Source organism: Ornithinibacillus caprae, assembly GCF_009728145.1.
GTDB classification, from domain to species: domain Bacteria; phylum Bacillota; class Bacilli; order Bacillales; family Amphibacillaceae; genus Ornithinibacillus; species Ornithinibacillus caprae.
In genome coordinates this window covers 233,335-251,489 of the sequence record NZ_WOCA01000002.1, presented here as the reverse complement: position 1 = coordinate 251,489, position 18,155 = coordinate 233,335, and the positions used below count along the sequence as shown (strand labels likewise).

Below are 18,155 nucleotides of genomic sequence, written 5' to 3'. Positions count from 1 at the left end.
GAAGTGAACAATGAAAATACATGCCATGATCGTAGAAGATGAACGATTAGCGCGAGAAGAACTAGCATATCTACTACAGCAGGAAGAAGATGTTCTTCTATGCCCTAGTGCAGAAAACGGCGAGCAATTGTTAACACTATATCAAGAATATCAACCAGATGTTATATTTCTCGATATTCATATGCCAGGAATAAATGGTGTAGAAGTAGCTAAAATTCTTCGTGATGAACAAACACAACAAAAGACTCCACTTATAGTATTTACAACAGCCTATGAATCTTATGGTGTACAAGCCTTTGATCTCCAAGCTACGGATTATTTATTAAAGCCTTTTGATGACGCTAGATTCCAAACAGCTATGGACCGTGTTCGATCAGCTCTTCCCCAAAAGGTATCTAGGAAACCGAAAATAGATAAATTGGTAGTTTCTATTGATGAAAAAATGGTAGTCGTAGATCCAAAGCAAATTGGATTCGCTGTACGTGATGGAAGATCGATTAAAATACACACATTAAAAAATGATGTGATGGAAACAAAAATGAACCTGAAGGAATTAGAAGATAAATTAACTGGGTTCCCCTTTTATCGTCCGCATCGTAGTTATTTAGTAAACATAGATGCCATCAAAGAAATAACCCCTTGGTTTAATGGTGCCTATAATTTAGTGATAAAAGATGAAGAAAATTCAACTATCCCAGTAAGCCGAACAGCTGCTAAAGGATTATTTGAAGCTTTAGAAGGGATTAGTCCATAATTCATTTACACACCGTTTTTAACATTTCAAACGTAAAAACCTACAATTTATGTTCATTTTTAAATCTAATCGAATTTTTTTTATATACTGAATATCACAAGCTGAATATTCAGTATTTTTTTATTTCATCAATGAAAGCGTTTTCTTTATAGCTAATAAAAACTATTCTAAGGGAGGGATTATGATTGGAAAAACAAGAAGGATACAAAACACTCGATGAAAAGCAAAAACGTTATTGGAAGAAAAATTTGAGATTAATTAGCGGTCTGCTTGCTGTTTGGGCACTGGTTGGGTTTGGAGGAGGAATACTCTTTGCTGAACCATTAAGTAACGTTCAGTTTTTCGGTATCTCACTCTCATTTTGGATTGCACAACAAGGAGCAATTTTAGTCTTTATTTCCTTAATTTTAATCTATGCCATTCGGATGGATAAATTGGATAAAGAATACTTAGATCAGGTAAAAAATGAGAAACAATCGAATGTAGGATAATGAAAAGGAGGGATAGCTTTGACTGTAGAAGCAATTACCATAACATTAGTTTTAATTACGTTTTTAATTTATACGGGTATTGGCTGGTGGTCTCGGGTTCGTGACACATCTAGTTTTTATGTAGCCGGTCAAAATGTACCTACTGTAGCCAATGGTGCTGCCATTGCTGCGGATTGGATGTCTGCTGCATCCTTTATTTCCATGGCTGGTCTGGTTGCCTTTTTAGGATATGATGGCACCATTTATTTAATGGGATGGACTGGTGGATATGTTCTACTTGCCTTATTACTAGCACCGTATTTACGTAAGTTTGGAAAATTTACCGTGCCAGATTTTATCGGAGATCGGTTTTACTCCAATAACGCTCGTGCCGTAGCCGCCATTGCAACAATCTTTATTTCTTTAACCTATATTTCCGGTCAAATGCGTGGAGTGGGAATCGTATTTAGTCGCTATTTGCAGGTGGATATTATTGTCGGTGTTTTAATCGGAATGGCTATTGTTGGATTCTTTTCACTTCTTGGTGGAATGAAAGGGGTAACGTGGACACAAGCCATTCAATACTTTGTTATCATCCTAGCCTTTCTTATTCCAGCATTTGCAATATCCTTTCAGCTGACAGGAAATCCAATTCCACAGCTTGCTATAACGGGAAGTGATATTGTGGATCGTCTTGGTCAAATTCAAGTTGACCTAGGGATGACAGAATACATGGCACCGTTTACCGATTTATCGTTACTCAATGTATTTATGATCACCTTAGCCTTAATGGCAGGAACTGCAGGATTACCACATGTAATCGTCCGATTCTATACAGTTAAGAGTGTTCGTTCTGCTAGATGGTCCGCGGTTTGGGCAATCGTATTTATTGCATTGCTCTATCTAACTGCACCTGCTGTTGGCGCGTTTGCAAAGTATAATCTAATCAATACCATTGCAGATAAACCACTTGAAGAAGTTCAAGACATTGAATGGGTTAATAAATGGGAAACAACAGGGTTATTACAATTTAATGATTTAAATGGGGATGGAGAAATTAACTTTACGAGTGGTGAAAATAATGAAGTCGTGATTGATGGAGATATCATCGTACTGTCCACTCCTGAAGTGGCAAACCTAGCACCGTTTGTTATTGCTCTAGTTGCTGCTGGTGGGTTGGCCGCTGCCCTTTCAACAGCCTCTGGGCTATTGATTACCATGACTAGTGCGGTATCCCATGATATTTACTATCGAATTTTTAATAAAGAGGCATCAGAAAAACAGCGTCTCCGTGTTGGTAGAATGACCCTATTTGTTGCCTTGTTAATCGCTGCTTATGTTGGGATCAATCCACCCGGGTTTGCTGGAGAAGTGGTAGCACTAGCATTTGGTTTAGGTGCTGCAAGCTTATTCCCAGTTATTTTGACAGGGATATTTGATAAGCGGATGAATAAAGAAGGTGCGATTGCCGGTATTTTAACTGGATTGACCTTTACCTTAGTCATGATCGGGCTCATTCTATCCGAATCCATATTCGGAACAGATGGACCGATTATAGAAAACTTCTTTGGAATCAATGCCCAAGGTGTTGGGATAGTTGGTATGATACTGAATTTCATCGTCAGTTTCATCGTTTCACGAAATACACAAGCACCACCAGTTGAAATTCAGCAGCTAATTGAAAATGTGCGCGCACCTGAGGTGGATGATAAAGGTGAAATCGCAGCTACGAAAGAAGACTAGACGTTTAGATGAGTCGTAAAAATGAAGGTTGTTGGAAAGGAGACAAATCATGATTTGGACAATATTATTAGGAATTGGCGTAGTGTTACTCTACTTGGCACACCCGTGGATGAATATAAACGCTTTTCGTAAAGTGATCGGGATTACGCTGTTTTTAGAGGTATTTTACCTCATTGGGCATTACATCATGGAATGGCCCTTTCCGACACCAAATGTACTTCTGCAGCTTTTTGTTGTATCTGGTCTAGGTGTAGCATTAGGTATTTTCTTTTCACGCCTATGGCCACTTCCGCCACATAAAGGCTTTGAACGGATATTTCGTACATTTCTACTAGTTATTCCCGCACTTGGATTAGGAATGGGGTTACAAGTGTTTTTACAGGGGGCATACGCTACTCAAGCCATTTATTTAATCTTTGCGATGGCAGCTTGGTTAGGCTCTGGACATTTTGTACGGAATGAAACGGAAACGAAGGCAATTCCGAGTAAGCAAGGGTTGGAAGGATGAACCAGAAAAGAAACGGGCTCGCCTAGTGCGATCCCGTTTTTTTAGGTTTGTCATTTGGTGGGCCGCAATTTGGGGTCAGACCCCAAATTGCAGCCTCCAGCTAATATTTTATTTCGACCAAATGCCTTGGCTTCATATAAGCAGCGATCCGCTTTACTAATAGCATCTAACATGTCGTCTGATCCCCGGTCTACTTCTACAACTCCACCACTAATGGTTACGGAAAGCTTTTGATCCATATAATAGAACGAATGAGACTCTATTTTCTTCCGTATGTTTTCCATTATTTGTACTGCCTCTACTTCTGTTTTATTTGGAAAAATTAGCATAAATTCTTCTCCACCCCAGCGAACTACCTGGGAGTCCTCTGGAATGTTCTCATTAAACATTGCTGCAACTTGTTTTAAAATCATATCCCCACACAGATGGCCGTACGTATCATTTAATACTTTAAACTTATCCAAGTCGCAAAATGCAATGCTAACTGGAGTCCCCTTTTCCCTAGCATGGTCGATGCCTTCTACTAGCAACGCTTCTCCGGTCTTTCTATTAAAAGATTCCGTTAAAAAATCGATCTTTGCATTCTTTATGCTTTGCTCAAGACGGTATTGGTAGAACATTACTCCATATCCTAAAGCTACATAACTAACTGAATATACTCCTACTCTCATCCAGTCTAGAAAAATAGTTTGATTCATTAATAGTGTACTAATAAATGATAGGATAGAAGCTAAAATAGTGGTGATGAATATATCCTTCGGCTGTTCAGGCTTCGTAATCAAAGCTACAGAAGTTATCACCGGTAAATAATAAACTGGAAAAAATGGACTTTCCGTGTTTCCGGAAAAATATATGATTAAAAAAGCTGCAACTAATTGGATGATGGCAGTTAACAGAATATATCGTTTGGATTGCAAATATTTCATCGCAAGCACATTAAAGCCCATGAGCAGCACAAAAATAATGCTTAACCACCATGCATTAGCGTCTCCCCAATAGTAAATAACTACGAAAAGGTATAGGATGTTTTGGAGGAGCATCGTTACCTGTGTTAATGTTTTCTCTTTTGATGCGATCATTTCCTCCATTGGGATTCCCACCTTTTCGTTAGATTAGTAGATAAACTTAGAGTCAGAATGAAAATGAATAGTTTCAAATATATGAAAAAGGTTTTGTTTCCGAATAAGTCTTTTGAACTACTGACTAAGTTACATTGTAGTATCATTCTACTAGTTATTCAATAACAATAACAATGCATTATCTTACAAATTTATTACAAACAGTCCGAATGATAAATATATGAGAAGAAAAAAACACCTCAGCAATCCGCTAAGGTGGTCATAATTCGACAAAATTCGAGGAGTGACAGGCACCGACAGAGGCACCGACAGAGACACTCCCTTCATCTTCTATGCACTTTTCTCTTTTCTCTGTAGTAGCACTGCTACAATTACGATGACTCCTTTGAAGGCGTCTCGTAGGAAGGGAGGTACTCCAAACAGGTTTAGTAGATTATTCATGACAGCAATGATGAGCATGCCGTATACCGTACCTAGAATATACCCTCGTCCTCCAAGCATATTGGTTCCACCGACAACAGCTGCTGCAATGGCATCCATTTCCATTCCTCTACCTGCATTAGAGAAGTCCATCGAGCCGATACGAGATACTTGAATAATAGCCGCAATGGAAACTAAAAGTCCCATCAGCGCATAGACACGAAGCTTCACTTTATTAACATTTACACCCGAAAGCTTTGCTGCTCTTTCATTGGAACCAACTGCAATAATTTGTCGCCCAAAGGTCGTTCGCTTGGAAACATAGTAAAGAATAACAGCAATGATCGCCCAATAAATAATCGGCATAATCATTAGATTTCCTATTTTTAAACTAGATATCTGTAAAAATTCCATTGGAACAGTTGTATTATATCCTTGTGCAAAATGCTGGGTTACACTTCTAAAAATCATCATTGCACCCAGTGTTGCGATAAATGGTGGTACCTTCCCTTTCGTTACCGTTACACCAATAAGAGAACCTAATAGGTATCCAAACGCCATGACTAAAATAACAGTAAGAATAATAGCCGGGACCCCCGTTACACCAACTGCAGCTAGAATTCCTCCACTTCCCGTATCTAACAGATACATAGTGAAAGCACCGGTAATAACCAAAGTAGAACCGACCGCTAAATCAATTCCTCCTGTCATAATAACCAAGGTCATCCCTAATGCAATGATTCCAATACCAGCATTGTTGCGTAAAATATTGATCCAATTATTCATCCACGCCCCAAACCATTCCCCAACGGAGTCATAATCAAATCCTAGTGTCAACGTTTGCAATATAACCATAATAATAAGGGCAATTAATATACTAAAAAGTGGGTCATTTGACCATTTATACGAAAACCATTCGATAAACGTTTTCTTCGTTTTTACCGGGTCAGTGGTATTATTCTCTAATTCAGGTTTCATATTGGTGTTCTCTCCTCTCCAAACCAAAATCCCCACCAGTAGCTAGACGCATAATTTCTTGCTCATTCATCCTGTCGTCACGAACTTCTCCTTGAATAACACCGTGATACATAACTAATGCTCTATCACAAACGCGGATAATCTCATGAGCCTCACTAGATAATACAACGATCGCAATATTCTCCTCGGCAAGCTTGATGATAATATCGTAAATATCTTCCTTTGCCCCTACATCGACGCCCTGTGTAGGATTATCTAAAATTAGTAGCCTTGGGTTTGCAGCTAACCACTTTGATAAAACTACCTTCTGTTGGTTCCCCCCAGATAGACTAGTAATGCTATCTGTCAGCTCGCCCATCTTTAATCTTAACGTACCACGGTGTTCCTTGAATTTCTGTTTATGCTTTGCAGTATTAATAACTCCACGTTTTGAAAACATTGGCCATGTTACAATCGATGCATTTTCGAAAATATTCATATCCTTTAAAATTCCATTCTCTTTTCGATTACGAGGAAGATAGGCAATGCCTTCTTTAATGGCTTGATAGGTACTACCTATGTTCACTTCTTTTCCGTTCAAGTAAATTTTCCCCGATGAGAATGGATCCGCCCCAAAGATTGCTTGAAACAGCTCACTCCGACCATCTCCGAGAAGCCCTGTCACACCAACAATTTCTCCTGCTTTTACAGAAAAGCTAATATCTCTGAAATGGTGTTTATCCGTTAATCCTTCTACCCTTAATACTTCTTCTTTATCTTCTTCTTCCATGTTTTTCTCTCTTCTTAGTGACTCCGTTCTTACATCATAACCAACCATATAACTAGCCAAATCCTTTGTAGTAACATCACTTACATTTCCTTCTGCAACCAAATTCCCATCTCGAAGCACGAGATACTTATTACAAATTTGTAATACCTCTTTTAATTTATGGGAAATGAAAATGATCCCGACATTGTGCTCCTTCATGGTTTCCATCATATTAAAAACTCGTACAATTTCAGAATCGGTTAGCGATGTGGTGGGCTCATCCATAATAATAATCGATGCATTCGTCATCATTGCACGGCAGATTTCTACTATTTGTTTATAGGATGCATCTAGGTCACGAACCATTTTACCCGGGTCTAGGTCGATATTCATTCGTTCAAACATGTCAGCCGTTTGTTGATACATTTGTTTTAAATCTAGACTTCCCCGTTTCGTTTTTATTTCCCGACCTAAAAACATATTTTCATAGATAGGTAAATCATTAATTAAATTTAGTTCCTGATGGATAAAAGCGATTCCCGCTTCCATTGAATCGGAAGGCTTTTCAAAGTCTACTTGCTGACCATTAACTAAAATCGATCCCGCATCCGTTTGGTAAACCCCACCAAGAATATTCATTAATGTCGATTTTCCCGCCCCATTTTCACCGAGCAGCGCACAAATTTCACCACCCTCAACAGAAAAGGACACATCCTTAATCACATCATTACTCCCAAATGACTTACGGATATTCTTCATCTCAATTCTCATGCCATCACATCCATGCTAATATTCAGTGGGACAATGGGGTCAGGTCCACCGTCCCTTTGGGACAGTGGACCTGACCCTAGTGACCTGACCCCTAGTAAGGGGATCCGTCATCCAAAAATTCTTCGTAGTTATCGCGGTCAACTACGGTTGTTGGAATGATTGTTTCCATGTCAACGTCATTACCTTCTAATAAATCAACTGCGATATCAACTGCGTCTTTAACCATAGCTGGGCTGTATAGTGCAGATTGAATCCAAATATCCTCATTTTCTGGCATCATCTCGAAGTATTCTTGCATACCTCCGCCACCAGTAACGACTTGAATGTCGTCTCGACCAGCTTCACTAATTGCTTGCAGGACACCAATTGACGTTTCATCATCCAAAGAATATACGGCGTCAATATGATTTAAGCTTGTTAAAATATCAGCAAAATCCTTCAACCCATCTTCTCTTGTAAATTGCGTCGCATACGTGTGTAGGTTTAAATCTGGTGCGATTTCTTCAATCGTATCCATAAATCCATCTGTTCGTAATTCAGATACAGAACCAGCAGAAGGTACCTCTAAAATAACAACCTCACCTTCTGTTCCAACCTTATCAACAATATAGTTTGCCCCTTGGACACCCATATCGTAGTTATCACCAGCAACACGATACACACCGTCTACATCAATAACGATATCAAAGTTTACCACTTCAATCCCTTCATCCAGCGCACGTTGAATCGGAACTTCCATTCCTTCCCACTGCGGGAATGCTACAATTGCCTCTGCTCCCCAAGTGATTAAATCGTCAAGCTGTGATGTCATTTCAGAAGCATCACTACTCGTATGAATTTGATACTCAATCTGGTCAGATAATTCTTCCGCACGAGATTCCGCATGATAGGCAACCGCAGCAACCCATCCATGTGTAACGGCAGGAGCCAGAATACCAACCTTATACTTATCACCTGAATCTCCACCTCCAGAAGCATCATCTCCACATGCACTCAACACTGGAACCATGACCAATACAAGCAATACAAACAGCCTTACAAACTTTTTCAACATAAAAACCCCCTCCATTTTGAAAATCTATCCAATAAATTAATGATGAAACCTAAATTTGATAAAGCGCTTTCAATTCCTGTTAAAATGAAATTTGTACCTCTCGCCCTATTACCAACGACTTTTCAATCACTTTGAGTAGTTTAATTATGTATAATACGTCGTCTAATGGAACTATTTGGTTTTCTTGATCTTTTTCCATACAATCGATAAAATAATTTAATTCATTGACAAACGCATCTGCTTCCTCAACATCTACCATCTTCTTTTGTTCTCCTTCGTAAAATACAAAGTGACGATCATGAATACTTTCAATGTTTTCCCCAGCTTTTACCTGGAAGTCCAATACGTTCTCGGATGTCTGTGCCCTCAGCGACATCGTAAATGGATATCCATGTGGCATTCGCTGGGATGCTTCCAAAACAGCTTTTGCCTGATTTTTAAACGTAAGCGTTGTTATGATCTGATCCCATGCCCCATATTGATTTTGATGTCCTACTGCATAAACACTCTCCACCTCACCAAGCAAATAATAGGCAAAATCAATATCATGAATATGAAGGTCAAACAGAGCTCCACCACTTTTTTCAGGATGTTGGAACCATTCGCTCCAAGCTGGAAGCTGGCCTAATCTCTCGGCATGAATCGTATCAATGTTATTCAATTTACCTGACTCACTATAAGCTTTAATGGTCTGATATTCTGGCCAAAACCGAAGTACGTGGCCGACAAACAGCCTTACATCATATTTTCCAATGACATCATACATTCGATCAGCAGCTTTTTCCGATAAGGTTAACGGTTTTTCACAAATAATATGCTTTCCAGCTTTAGCAGCCTTTGTGATATACTCCTCATGTAAAAAGGTCGGTACGCAAATATCAACAACATCAATATCCTCTCGCTGTAACAGTTCATCATAATCTGAAACAAATGCTCCTTCAAAAGAAGCTGTTAATTCATCATTACTTTTACCTTTCGTACAAATAGCTGTTACCTCCGCATGAGGGATCTTCCGATACGCTTCAAAGTGCGTTTTACCAATAAACCCTAATCCAACTAGTCCAATACGTTTCATGATAGCCTCCTACCTCTTTCCACCTAGTAAGCTCTCAAGATAGGTAAACGATCGTTTTACTGATTCATTTACCTCCTCTAGATTTTTAGGACCATCTGGGGTAAACTCAATTTCTACACTAATCGGACCTTGATAACTTCCTTTTTCAAGGATGGTAAAGATTCGGTTAAAATCAAGATACCCATCACCAATTGCAGGGAAATTCCACTCATGATTCGCACCAAGCTTATCCTTTAAATGAATAAACTCCACCTCTTTTATGGAAGCCTCTAAATCCTCATATGGCAACACATCACCATAAAAGATCACATTGGCTGTATCGTAATTGATTTTGACACGATTATTTAATGTTTGAGCTAGTTTTTTCAAAGAAATACCTGAAGCAAAATTATTGCCATGTGTCTCCAAGACAAGAATTTTCCCTGTCTCCTCACACTTCTTTAGGACTGGCTCTAAATTTTCGGCTAATAGCCTTGTATCCTCAATAACATCTGAATCATAATGTGCATCACCCGTTGCCGTAACCACATACCGGCAATCAAAATATACAGCTAATTCGATACTCTCCATCAAATTAGCAATACCTTCTTCCCTCATCACATTACTATGCGCACCAATTCCAACACAGGTCATTCCGTATGTTTGGAGCAATACCTGAATTCCTTGGAGCTCTTCTGCTGACATATTGGGTAAAACATGAGCGGTATGGTCCTTTACGGCGGCTAATTCGATCTGCTTAAAACCTGCCTTACTCGCTCCTTTTACAGCATCCTCTAACGAAAAGCCATGATAGGTATTCGAATTGATCGCAAGCTGTTTAAACATGCTACCCCTCCCGTCATATTGGTCATGGATTACAAGGTAAGCTGGGAATATTTTGCTTGGAGTTTTATAAATGTAATCCGTTACAAACATCTTAATTTAAAAATAAAATTAAGTCAAATTATTTTGAAAATTTATACCGCTTTTATCCTAATTCGATGACCCTAGTATCTTTTCAACTACTTTCAAAGAAGCAACCGCCTCACGACTGGTAACTGGCGAATTTAGATCGTTCACAATGCAATCAATAAAGGCATCAATAACCCCTGTATTGGTTTGATTGTCATTGGTCTGAATCTGTTCCAGCTCGTATTTAACCACCGAACCATCATTCATTTCCATGATGAGCTGTGCTTCTGGATCATGATATATTTTTAAAATCCCCTTCTGACAATAAATGGTCGTTGCGTTATCTTCAGCCCCGTAATAAGTCCAAGAAAAAGAAGCAGTTCCCAATCGACCCTTTTTCGTTTTTAACGCGCATACAACATTATCACATACTTCTATCGGTTTTCCGTGTTCATCAACCTTATCAAGAGCTCCATGAAAGGCATGCACATCCTCAATTTCATCATCCAATAAGTAATGAATCAAATCAATTTTGTGAATTCCCAAGTCTCCCGCAACACCTGAATGGGAACGATCCTTTTTAAAAAACCAAGTCGCATTCGATTTTGTTACTCCCCAGCTTTCTGGACCTTGGTGGCCAAAGGAAGTCTTAAAGGTGAGCACCTCACCTAGCTCTTGACTTTGTATAATTTCTTTAGCCTTTTGATGAGCTTTTGTAAAACGTTGGTTCTGGTCAATCATTAATTTTTTGCCAGATTTACGTTCTGCTTCAAGAATAATTTTCGCATGCTTAACACTAATTGCTAATGGCTTTTCACATAAAACGTGCTTCCCACTTTCTAGAGCTTTTGGCGTATTGATATGATGCGCTTCATTTGAGGAGCAATCGCTAATAGCAACAATGGATGAATCAGTAAGTAAGTCTTCCAGCTTTTCAGCGACCCGCCCACCAAACTCCTCCGCTAAGCGTTGGGCCCGCTCAATATTTCGATCATAGAAGACGATTTCCTCAACATGAGGATTCGCTTTGTATTCAGGTGCATGTCGAAATCTAGTAATCGAACCACATCCAATAATCCCTACATTGAATTTCATAAGACAGATCTCCCTCCTATCAAGATAACTCCCTACCCCATCGTAGACTCACGAATAATTAATTCATGATCTAAAACAATGCTTTCAACTCTGTCGCCCTTAATGCTATTCATTAGCATATCTGCTGCTAAACTACCCATTTTGAACATTGGTTGTGAAATGGTCGTAAGGGTTGGGTTTGTCATACTTGAAAAGCTGATATTATCAAAACCAACAACTGCAATTGGATTAGGAGTATCCCCCCCACCATTTATGGCCTTTAGTGCACCGATAGCTAATGTATCCGATACGGCAAATACTGCAGTTGGCTTCTCTTCTGACTGTAGCAGCATTCTCATTGCCTGCACACCATGTTCAAACTCTAAATCCTTGGTATGATAAATCCATTCATCACGGATAGGAAGATTAAACTCTTTGAGTGCTCGTTCATATCCCGCTCGACGAAGTCTCGCATAGAGAAACTTTTCATCCGAATTGATGAGTGCTATTCTTTCATTACCTAGTTTAATTAAATGCTTAACCGCCTGGTAAGCAGCTAACTCACTATCAACAGTAATGTACGGAATACTTCCTCCTTCTTCATATTCACTACAAAGAATGACTGGATGATTTTCTGCTAATTCATTCAGTTTTTGCATATTAACCGTTGGATCCATTGATATGACACCGTCAGCCAGCTTGTTTTTGACCATATTAAAATAAATATTTTCACGTTCGGGTTTGGAGTCTGTCTCACATAGAAGAATGTTGTAGTTTTTTGCTATTGCCGTGTTTTGGATACCATTTATAATCTCGTTGTAAAATGGATTGGAAATGCTAGGCAGTAGGACAAGCAATAGACGGCTTTCTGAGTTTCGTAGATTTCGTCCTAGCATACTAGGTTCGTACTTTAGCTCCTTTATTGCAATTTCTACTTTATGCCTTGTCTGTGGGGTTACTGATGTAGCGTTGTTTAATACTCTAGATACCGTTGCAACGGAAACTCCCGCTTTTTGAGCGATTTGTTGAATATTTGCCATGATGATTCCTACTTTCACTATATATAAGTCTCACTAAATGTAATCGATTACATGTTGATTGTAAAACGCAGGTGATTGTTTGTCAATACAAAATTGCGCGTTAATTTCAAAAATAATGATTTTTTGTATTGATTTTCATAAATATTATGTATAATAGATGTAACGGATTACAAATTTCCATAAAGGAGGTTTTTTCATGAAATTAGGAGTTTTTTCAGTATTATTTTCTGATAAAAATGTAGAGGAAATGCTGGATCATGTAGCCGCAAAAGGAATTGAGGCAGTTGAATTAGGTACGGGAGGCTACCCTGGTGATGCCCATTGCAAGGTGGATGAATTATTAGCAGATGAACAAAAGCAGAAGGATTTTATCGAAACAATTAAAAGTAAAGGATTAATTGTAAGCGCTTTAAGTTGTCATGGCAATCCACTTCATCCACAAAAACACATTGCAGATGAGGCGAATGCCTTGTTCGATAAAACGGTAAAACTAGCTAGCAAGCTCGGTATTCCGGTGGTAAATACCTTCTCCGGTTGTCCAGGTGACCATGAGGATGCGAAATATCCGAACTGGCCAGTCGCACCATGGCCGAATGAATTTCAGGAAATTTTAACATGGCAATGGGAAGAAAAGATTATTCCGTACTGGAGGGAAAAAGCAGCCTTTGCAAAGGAGCACCATGTGAAAATTGGACTAGAGCTTCATGGAGGATTTTCGGTACATACACCCGCAACACTTTTACGGTTAAGAGAAGCATGTGGTCCAGCTATTGGTGCTAACCTTGATCCAAGCCATATGTGGTGGCAAGGCATTGATCCGGTTGAATCAATTAAAATACTAGGTCGGGAAAATGCAATTCACCACTTCCATGCAAAGGACACCATTATCGACCAACCAAATATGAATCGAAACGGACTAACAGATATGACTTCCTATTCAGATATGCAACATCGTGCTTGGTATTTCCGCACGGTTGGGTTTGGACATGATTCTAAGGTTTGGGCAGATATGATTAGTACTCTACGACTCTATGGATATGACTATGTAGTTAGCATTGAGCATGAGGATGGCTTGATGTCTATTGACGAAGGGTTTACAAAGGCTGTTAATACATTGAAGCCAGTGATGGTGAAGGAATCTATTGGGGAGATGTGGTGGACGTAATTTCCGATAAGTGCTCATTTTATTAAAACCTTGGCCTATAATAGAGTTGTTTGCTATTAGATTTTTACTTTAGTAAACTTGAAATAATGGAGGACTTTTCTTTTAGGAAGAAGAAAAGTCCTTCATTAATGTTCAAAACAAACTTACCACAGTCACAAATTTTTAACCTAAATATCCTCCAGTTTTCCTCCCCACAGAATATCTCTTTACTATTTTTCCGACAAATTCCTACAAAAACCTTCACGAACTATAACTTATACGGTACAATAGTACTATATAATCATAATTTTGAGACATCCTCCGATAATGGCAAACTTACTGAAAGGTAAGGACGCAAAGCTGCGGGTCTAAGGCAATTGCTAAGACAGCCGGGCTACCGAAGAAGATGATAACAGGGTTAGTCTCTATTCAATATTAGAGGTCTGACCCTTTTTTGTTGCTTAAAATATATCTAGAAGAAGGGATTCACATGAAAACAGTCTTGATTGCAGACGATTCATTATTTATGAGGACATTTCTTAAAAAGAGAATAACCGAACATAACGATTTTAAAATTGTGGAAGCAACGAATGGTCTTGAAGCGATTATGCAATTTAAGAAAGTCCATCCAGATTTAACTTTACTCGATATCACCATGCCAAAAGTTAATGGACTAACAGCATTAAAGGAAATCATCAAAATTAATCCTAATGCTCGTGTAATCATGTGTTCAGCCTTAGGTTCACAGATGAACATTATTGAAGCGATTAATATTGGTGCAAAAGATTTTATTGTCAAACCTAATTTTAATAATTTAAATGAAATTATAAATAACAATTTGAACGGATAATTTTGGAGGTTACGTATATATGAAAAGGAATGGCTCGTGTTTAGACTGTGGAAAAATCGATAGTTTACTAAATAATTTATGCGAAGATTGCTATGAAAAGGAAGCAAAACTCGTAAAACAAGTAAAGACATTTTTAACAAACAATCCAAACTCAAACGCAATAGACATCTCTCTTGAAACAGGCATAGCAATTGATAAAATTACCCGATTAATAAAGAAGGGAACTTTAAGATAATCTCTGGGGTCAGGTCCCTCGTCCCAATTTTGATGATCTCTGGGGTCAGGTCCCTCGTCCCAATTTTTAGGGTCAGGTCCCTTGTCCCATTTTTACTAGATATCATTAGCTCCCTAGTAGTCCCTCCTACTCGTAAATATCGTCAGCATTTTTGTATCTGATTTTTTCTGACCGGATATTATACTCCTTCCCTTTTTCACTTTGATTCCTTCCTTGGTTTGTGGTTGTTTTTGATGATTTTTTCTTATCCTCATCCATGTTTTATCCCTACTTTCTGTGTTTTGGTTTAGTATGGTCTTTTTTGTTGGTAATATGATGGTTGTGTCGATTATATATCTTCAAGAAGAGGGACGGTGGAAAAAACCCTTGGCTGACTCGTTATTATTTAAGGTAGTTAGTTCATATATTCACCAGCATTCTTCCCAACCATATCAAAGTTGAACATACTTATTGCATGTTCTTTTTCCTCTCAAAAAGTAGAACCCCACTATCTAGAGCCAATCAATACTCTTTCTACTGCTCCAATAGTTCTTATGACTCGCCAAAACATCTATTTCTAAGTAGTTTTACTTATTTTTGTTCTTAATATTCAAAATATATTTAAAAGTTGTTCAAGCATTGATATAATTACTTCGAGTATCAAAATATATTTAGGAGGATTGATGGAAATGGGAGTAAAAAGAATGCTATCTCTGGCACTCGCGGTTCTAAGTATCATAGCTTTAGGATTTTCATCTGTATGGTCTAGTCCGCAGACAGTAGCATCAACCATGAGTGAACTTGAAGCAGAACAAGATAAGTCACTTATTCGCATCACCGTTCCTAACGAAAAAGCATTAGATGAGTTAGTTGCAAGTGATCTCGATTTAACAGAATACTTGAACAGAGAAAATGGAAAAATTGAAATGGATGCAATTGCAACTAACCGTGAAGTAGAGGATCTATTACAACAAGGGTATGACATAGAAATGATTACTTCTGATGAAGAAGTCAATCAGATTTTAACGGAACGACAACATACAGTTGACCAACTAGAGCAAATTTCTGAAGAAGCTGATCAACTAAATATACTTCGAGCTAATCACTTTACAAATCAGTCAGGAACATTTCTCTATATAGAAACCAAAACAACAGCGGGAGATTATCGAAGTAATGTTTTAACTGCAGAATGGACAGATGAAAATGGACAACAACAGAGTGCTACATTAAGTCCAAAAGTTGATCATGGTGAATACTTGTATCATTATGTATTGCTTAACATTGAAGACATCCCAGAACATGTAACCATTACTAGTAGTCTAGGTGCATCGGCAGAATCTGCTGTTACGGAATGGATCGGTGATGGAACACCAGACGATGGCAAGCATTATGTTACAGACTTTATTGATCATTACATGGATCCAACCGAAATAACCGAGAGAATTGAACAGTTAGCAGAAGAATTTCCTGAAATTGCTGAGATCGTAACATTACCATATGAAACAAATGGTTATCGAAGAAATGCACAGGCTATTATTGGTGATGTGAACAATAATCCTGGAGCGGCAATTGTACTTACATCGCATGCATGGGGTCATGAAGGTGGAAACCAGATATCAGTTGAACTACAGAATCCAGAACAAGCTAATGCAGACTTACAGGTAAATGTAAGCAGTGACACGATTGAAGTAAACCTAGCAACCAACTCTACTTCGAATCCAATCAGTACAGCAGCAGAAGTGATAGAAGCAATTAATGATGAAGCAGGTCATTTAGTAACGGCAACACCGTTCCGAAATAACCAAGGTGAAGGCATTGTTCAAGCGCAAACAGAAATTACTCTTACCGATGGATTAAACGCACCTGAAGAAATTTCACGTGATCCATTCGAAGTGAAAGCAATTCGTATCGGTAAAGATCGGGATGGTTCGAAAACTGGTGTTTTAGCCTACTCTCAAGAACATGCCCGTGAATGGGTTACACCGCTTGTAGCTATAGAAACAGCAGAAAGATTATTGCGGAATTACAGTACGGACGCAGATACGAAAAAACTTGTCAATAACCTTGATATTTTTATCGTTCCAACAGTGAACCCTGACGGCGGCCATTACTCGTTCTATGATTACAATTACCAACGTAAGAATATGACAAATCATTGTCCAGCAGAATCTGCTGACCCACTTAATCGAAATTCATGGGGCGTGGATTTAAACCGTAACCACTCTGTTGGTTCCGTTCATGATGGTTATATAGGCGGTTCTACGAATTGCCTGTCAGGTAGTTATGCAGGACCTGAAGAAACCTCTGAACCGGAAGCGAAGAATCTGATCTGGTTAGCGGAAGAAAATCCGAATATTAAATTTGGTATGAATATACACAGCTATGGTGGTTACTTCATGTGGCCTCCAGGAGCATATGATGAAAATCGAACTACACTACCACGACCAACTGCAGGTGAAGAAGCTTATTTCTGGCAAGCATCTGAAACAATTTTAGATGCAATTAAAGAACATCGCGGAACCGTAATCCTACCTGGAAGAACCGGACCAATTCCAGATGTGCTATATTCTGCAGCAGGTAACTCAGCAGATGTTCTGTGGTATGAACATGATATTTTCGCTTGGGACTTTGAAGTAGGTGCGGATCTATGGAACCCTGAAACAGGACGCTGGCAGGCTGTAGGTTTCCAACCACCATTTGAAGAAGGTCATGAAGAAGCAATGGAATTTGCCAATGGAATGATTGGAATGCTTGATATCGCCCATCAATATGGAAAAGATCATCAACTACCAAAATCATCATTGCAAACCGTACCGGATGAAACTAGTGGAACTGTAGAAATTTCATTTGAAACGAGTGAACCAGCAACCGTCTTCTATACGTTAGATGGTTCAAAGCCTACATTTGAGTCAGATAGGATATCACTTAAGGGAACACGTGAAGGAGCGGAATCCATCACGATCACTGAAACCACAACAGTTAAATGGTTCTCCATGGACGTAGCTGGAAATATAGAAAAAAACTATAACCCTGAAGGAAATGGAAAAAATTATAATCAAAAAGAAGTGAGAGTAAAATAAACTCGGACAAGGGACCTGTGAGTTTTTGGGGTTTTTTGGGGTCAGGTCCCTTGTCCCAGTTTTTTGGGGTCAGGTCCCTTGTCCCAGTTTCACCAAATAGTACAGTCCTGCTCCCTATATGCCGATTCTACATGGTTTGTTATAACAACTACTCGTCTTACACTCCTTATTTCTCCCTCACGAGCTAATCCCCCACACCCAATCAAATTCAAATGAATAAAATCTAAAGAAAGAGTTAATTAATATTTACAATCAACTAAGC

Annotated in this window: 17 protein-coding genes and 1 riboswitch; of the genes, 8 read left to right on the top strand and 9 right to left on the bottom strand. The window is 38.7% G+C overall.

Annotated elements, in window-relative coordinates; translation table 11 throughout:
• Positions 1–10: 10 nt before the first annotated feature.
• The 4 genes from GMD78_RS03935 to GMD78_RS03920 all read left to right on the top strand — a co-directional run bounded on the left by GMD78_RS03935 (position 11) and on the right by GMD78_RS03920 (position 3,475).
• Complete coding sequence (locus tag GMD78_RS03935; protein ID WP_155667329.1) at positions 11–754, top strand: LytR/AlgR family response regulator transcription factor; 744 nt, start codon at positions 11–13, stop codon at positions 752–754.
• Positions 755–939: 185 nt separating this feature from the next.
• The gene (locus GMD78_RS03930; protein WP_155667327.1) at positions 940–1,245 is read left to right on the top strand and encodes a DUF4212 domain-containing protein; all 306 of its coding nucleotides are present in this window, start codon (positions 940–942) and stop codon (positions 1,243–1,245) included.
• Between the two features lie 18 nt (positions 1,246–1,263).
• Positions 1,264–2,967, top strand: coding sequence for a sodium:solute symporter family protein (locus tag GMD78_RS03925; protein ID WP_155667325.1), 1,704 nt, complete (start codon positions 1,264–1,266; stop codon positions 2,965–2,967).
• A gap of 49 nt (positions 2,968–3,016) precedes the next feature.
• Positions 3,017–3,475, top strand: a complete 459-nt coding sequence (locus tag GMD78_RS03920; RefSeq protein ID WP_155667322.1) for a hypothetical protein — start codon at positions 3,017–3,019, stop codon at positions 3,473–3,475.
• A gap of 50 nt (positions 3,476–3,525) precedes the next feature.
• Here GMD78_RS03920 and GMD78_RS03915 read toward each other — a convergent pair whose 3' ends face one another.
• The 8 genes from GMD78_RS03915 to GMD78_RS03880 all read right to left on the bottom strand — a co-directional run bounded on the left by GMD78_RS03915 (position 3,526) and on the right by GMD78_RS03880 (position 12,605).
• The gene (locus GMD78_RS03915; protein ID WP_155667321.1) at positions 3,526–4,563 is read right to left on the bottom strand and encodes a GGDEF domain-containing protein; all 1,038 of its coding nucleotides are present in this window, start codon (positions 4,561–4,563) and stop codon (positions 3,526–3,528) included.
• Positions 4,564–4,884: 321 nt separating this feature from the next.
• Complete coding sequence (locus GMD78_RS03910) at positions 4,885–5,952, bottom strand: ABC transporter permease (protein ID WP_155667319.1); 1,068 nt, start codon at positions 5,950–5,952, stop codon at positions 4,885–4,887.
• Positions 5,942–7,471 (bottom strand): sugar ABC transporter ATP-binding protein, encoded by a 1,530-nt coding sequence (locus GMD78_RS03905; protein ID WP_155667318.1) that lies wholly within the window; start codon positions 7,469–7,471, stop codon positions 5,942–5,944. Before GMD78_RS03905 ends, GMD78_RS03910 begins: the two co-directional genes overlap by 11 nt.
• A gap of 91 nt (positions 7,472–7,562) precedes the next feature.
• Entirely contained in the window at positions 7,563–8,525 is a 963-nt protein-coding gene (locus tag GMD78_RS03900; protein ID WP_246187551.1) for an ABC transporter substrate-binding protein, read from the bottom strand.
• Between the two features lie 79 nt (positions 8,526–8,604).
• Positions 8,605–9,600 carry a Gfo/Idh/MocA family protein gene (locus tag GMD78_RS03895; RefSeq protein WP_155667316.1) on the bottom strand — a complete coding sequence of 332 codons (996 nt, stop codon included), beginning with the start codon at positions 9,598–9,600 and terminating at the stop codon, positions 8,605–8,607.
• 9 nt (positions 9,601–9,609) lie between these two features.
• Positions 9,610–10,425: a sugar phosphate isomerase/epimerase family protein gene (locus tag GMD78_RS03890; protein ID WP_155667315.1), complete on the bottom strand. Its 816-nt coding sequence runs from the start codon at positions 10,423–10,425 to the stop codon at positions 9,610–9,612.
• A 147-nt stretch (positions 10,426–10,572) separates the two neighbouring features.
• The gene (locus GMD78_RS03885; protein WP_155667314.1) at positions 10,573–11,586 is read right to left on the bottom strand and encodes a Gfo/Idh/MocA family protein; all 1,014 of its coding nucleotides are present in this window, start codon (positions 11,584–11,586) and stop codon (positions 10,573–10,575) included.
• 32 nt (positions 11,587–11,618) lie between these two features.
• Complete coding sequence (locus GMD78_RS03880; RefSeq protein ID WP_155667313.1) at positions 11,619–12,605, bottom strand: LacI family DNA-binding transcriptional regulator; 987 nt, start codon at positions 12,603–12,605, stop codon at positions 11,619–11,621.
• Positions 12,606–12,801: 196 nt separating this feature from the next.
• On the opposite strand from GMD78_RS03880, the gene GMD78_RS03875 reads away from it, so the two are divergent.
• From GMD78_RS03875 to GMD78_RS03865, 3 genes are all read left to right on the top strand, one after another.
• Positions 12,802–13,770 (top strand): sugar phosphate isomerase/epimerase family protein, encoded by a 969-nt coding sequence (locus GMD78_RS03875; protein WP_155667311.1) that lies wholly within the window; start codon positions 12,802–12,804, stop codon positions 13,768–13,770.
• A gap of 298 nt (positions 13,771–14,068) precedes the next feature.
• Positions 14,069–14,151, top strand: a riboswitch (cyclic di-GMP riboswitch).
• A gap of 88 nt (positions 14,152–14,239) precedes the next feature.
• Positions 14,240–14,599: a response regulator gene (locus GMD78_RS03870; RefSeq protein ID WP_155667309.1), complete on the top strand. Its 360-nt coding sequence runs from the start codon at positions 14,240–14,242 to the stop codon at positions 14,597–14,599.
• Positions 14,600–14,618: 19 nt separating this feature from the next.
• Positions 14,619–14,834, top strand: a complete 216-nt coding sequence (locus GMD78_RS03865) for a hypothetical protein (protein ID WP_155667307.1) — start codon at positions 14,619–14,621, stop codon at positions 14,832–14,834.
• Between the two features lie 126 nt (positions 14,835–14,960).
• On the opposite strand, the gene GMD78_RS21700 is transcribed toward GMD78_RS03865, so the two are convergent.
• Positions 14,961–15,092, bottom strand: a complete 132-nt coding sequence (locus tag GMD78_RS21700) for a hypothetical protein (RefSeq protein ID WP_281349667.1) — start codon at positions 15,090–15,092, stop codon at positions 14,961–14,963.
• A 410-nt stretch (positions 15,093–15,502) separates the two neighbouring features.
• On the opposite strand from GMD78_RS21700, the gene GMD78_RS03860 reads away from it, so the two are divergent.
• A complete protein-coding gene (locus GMD78_RS03860; RefSeq protein WP_196493715.1) occupies positions 15,503–17,893 on the top strand; it encodes a M14 family metallopeptidase in 2,391 nt (796 codons plus the stop codon).
• Positions 17,894–18,155: the final 262 nt, after the last annotated feature.

Coding starts and splice junctions, on each gene's coding strand:
- GMD78_RS03895 (WP_155667316.1), bottom strand. CDS start 9,600: ATGAAACGTATTGGACTAGTTGGATTAGGGTTTATTGGTAAAACGCAC.
- GMD78_RS03935 (WP_155667329.1), top strand. CDS start 11: ATGAAAATACATGCCATGATCGTAGAAGATGAACGATTAGCGCGAGAA.
- GMD78_RS03880 (WP_155667313.1), bottom strand. CDS start 12,605: ATGGCAAATATTCAACAAATCGCTCAAAAAGCGGGAGTTTCCGTTGCA.
- GMD78_RS03865 (WP_155667307.1), top strand. CDS start 14,619: ATGAAAAGGAATGGCTCGTGTTTAGACTGTGGAAAAATCGATAGTTTA.
- GMD78_RS03860 (WP_196493715.1), top strand. CDS start 15,503: ATGGGAGTAAAAAGAATGCTATCTCTGGCACTCGCGGTTCTAAGTATC.
- GMD78_RS03885 (WP_155667314.1), bottom strand. CDS start 11,586: ATGAAATTCAATGTAGGGATTATTGGATGTGGTTCGATTACTAGATTT.
- GMD78_RS03915 (WP_155667321.1), bottom strand. CDS start 4,563: ATGGAGGAAATGATCGCATCAAAAGAGAAAACATTAACACAGGTAACG.
- GMD78_RS03910 (WP_155667319.1), bottom strand. CDS start 5,952: ATGAAACCTGAATTAGAGAATAATACCACTGACCCGGTAAAAACGAAG.
- GMD78_RS03920 (WP_155667322.1), top strand. CDS start 3,017: ATGATTTGGACAATATTATTAGGAATTGGCGTAGTGTTACTCTACTTG.
- GMD78_RS03900 (WP_246187551.1), bottom strand. CDS start 8,525: ATGTTGAAAAAGTTTGTAAGGCTGTTTGTATTGCTTGTATTGGTCATG.
- GMD78_RS03875 (WP_155667311.1), top strand. CDS start 12,802: ATGAAATTAGGAGTTTTTTCAGTATTATTTTCTGATAAAAATGTAGAG.
- GMD78_RS03870 (WP_155667309.1), top strand. CDS start 14,240: ATGAAAACAGTCTTGATTGCAGACGATTCATTATTTATGAGGACATTT.
- GMD78_RS03890 (WP_155667315.1), bottom strand. CDS start 10,425: ATGTTTAAACAGCTTGCGATCAATTCGAATACCTATCATGGCTTTTCG.
- GMD78_RS03905 (WP_155667318.1), bottom strand. CDS start 7,471: ATGAGAATTGAGATGAAGAATATCCGTAAGTCATTTGGGAGTAATGAT.
- GMD78_RS21700 (WP_281349667.1), bottom strand. CDS start 15,092: ATGGATGAGGATAAGAAAAAATCATCAAAAACAACCACAAACCAAGGA.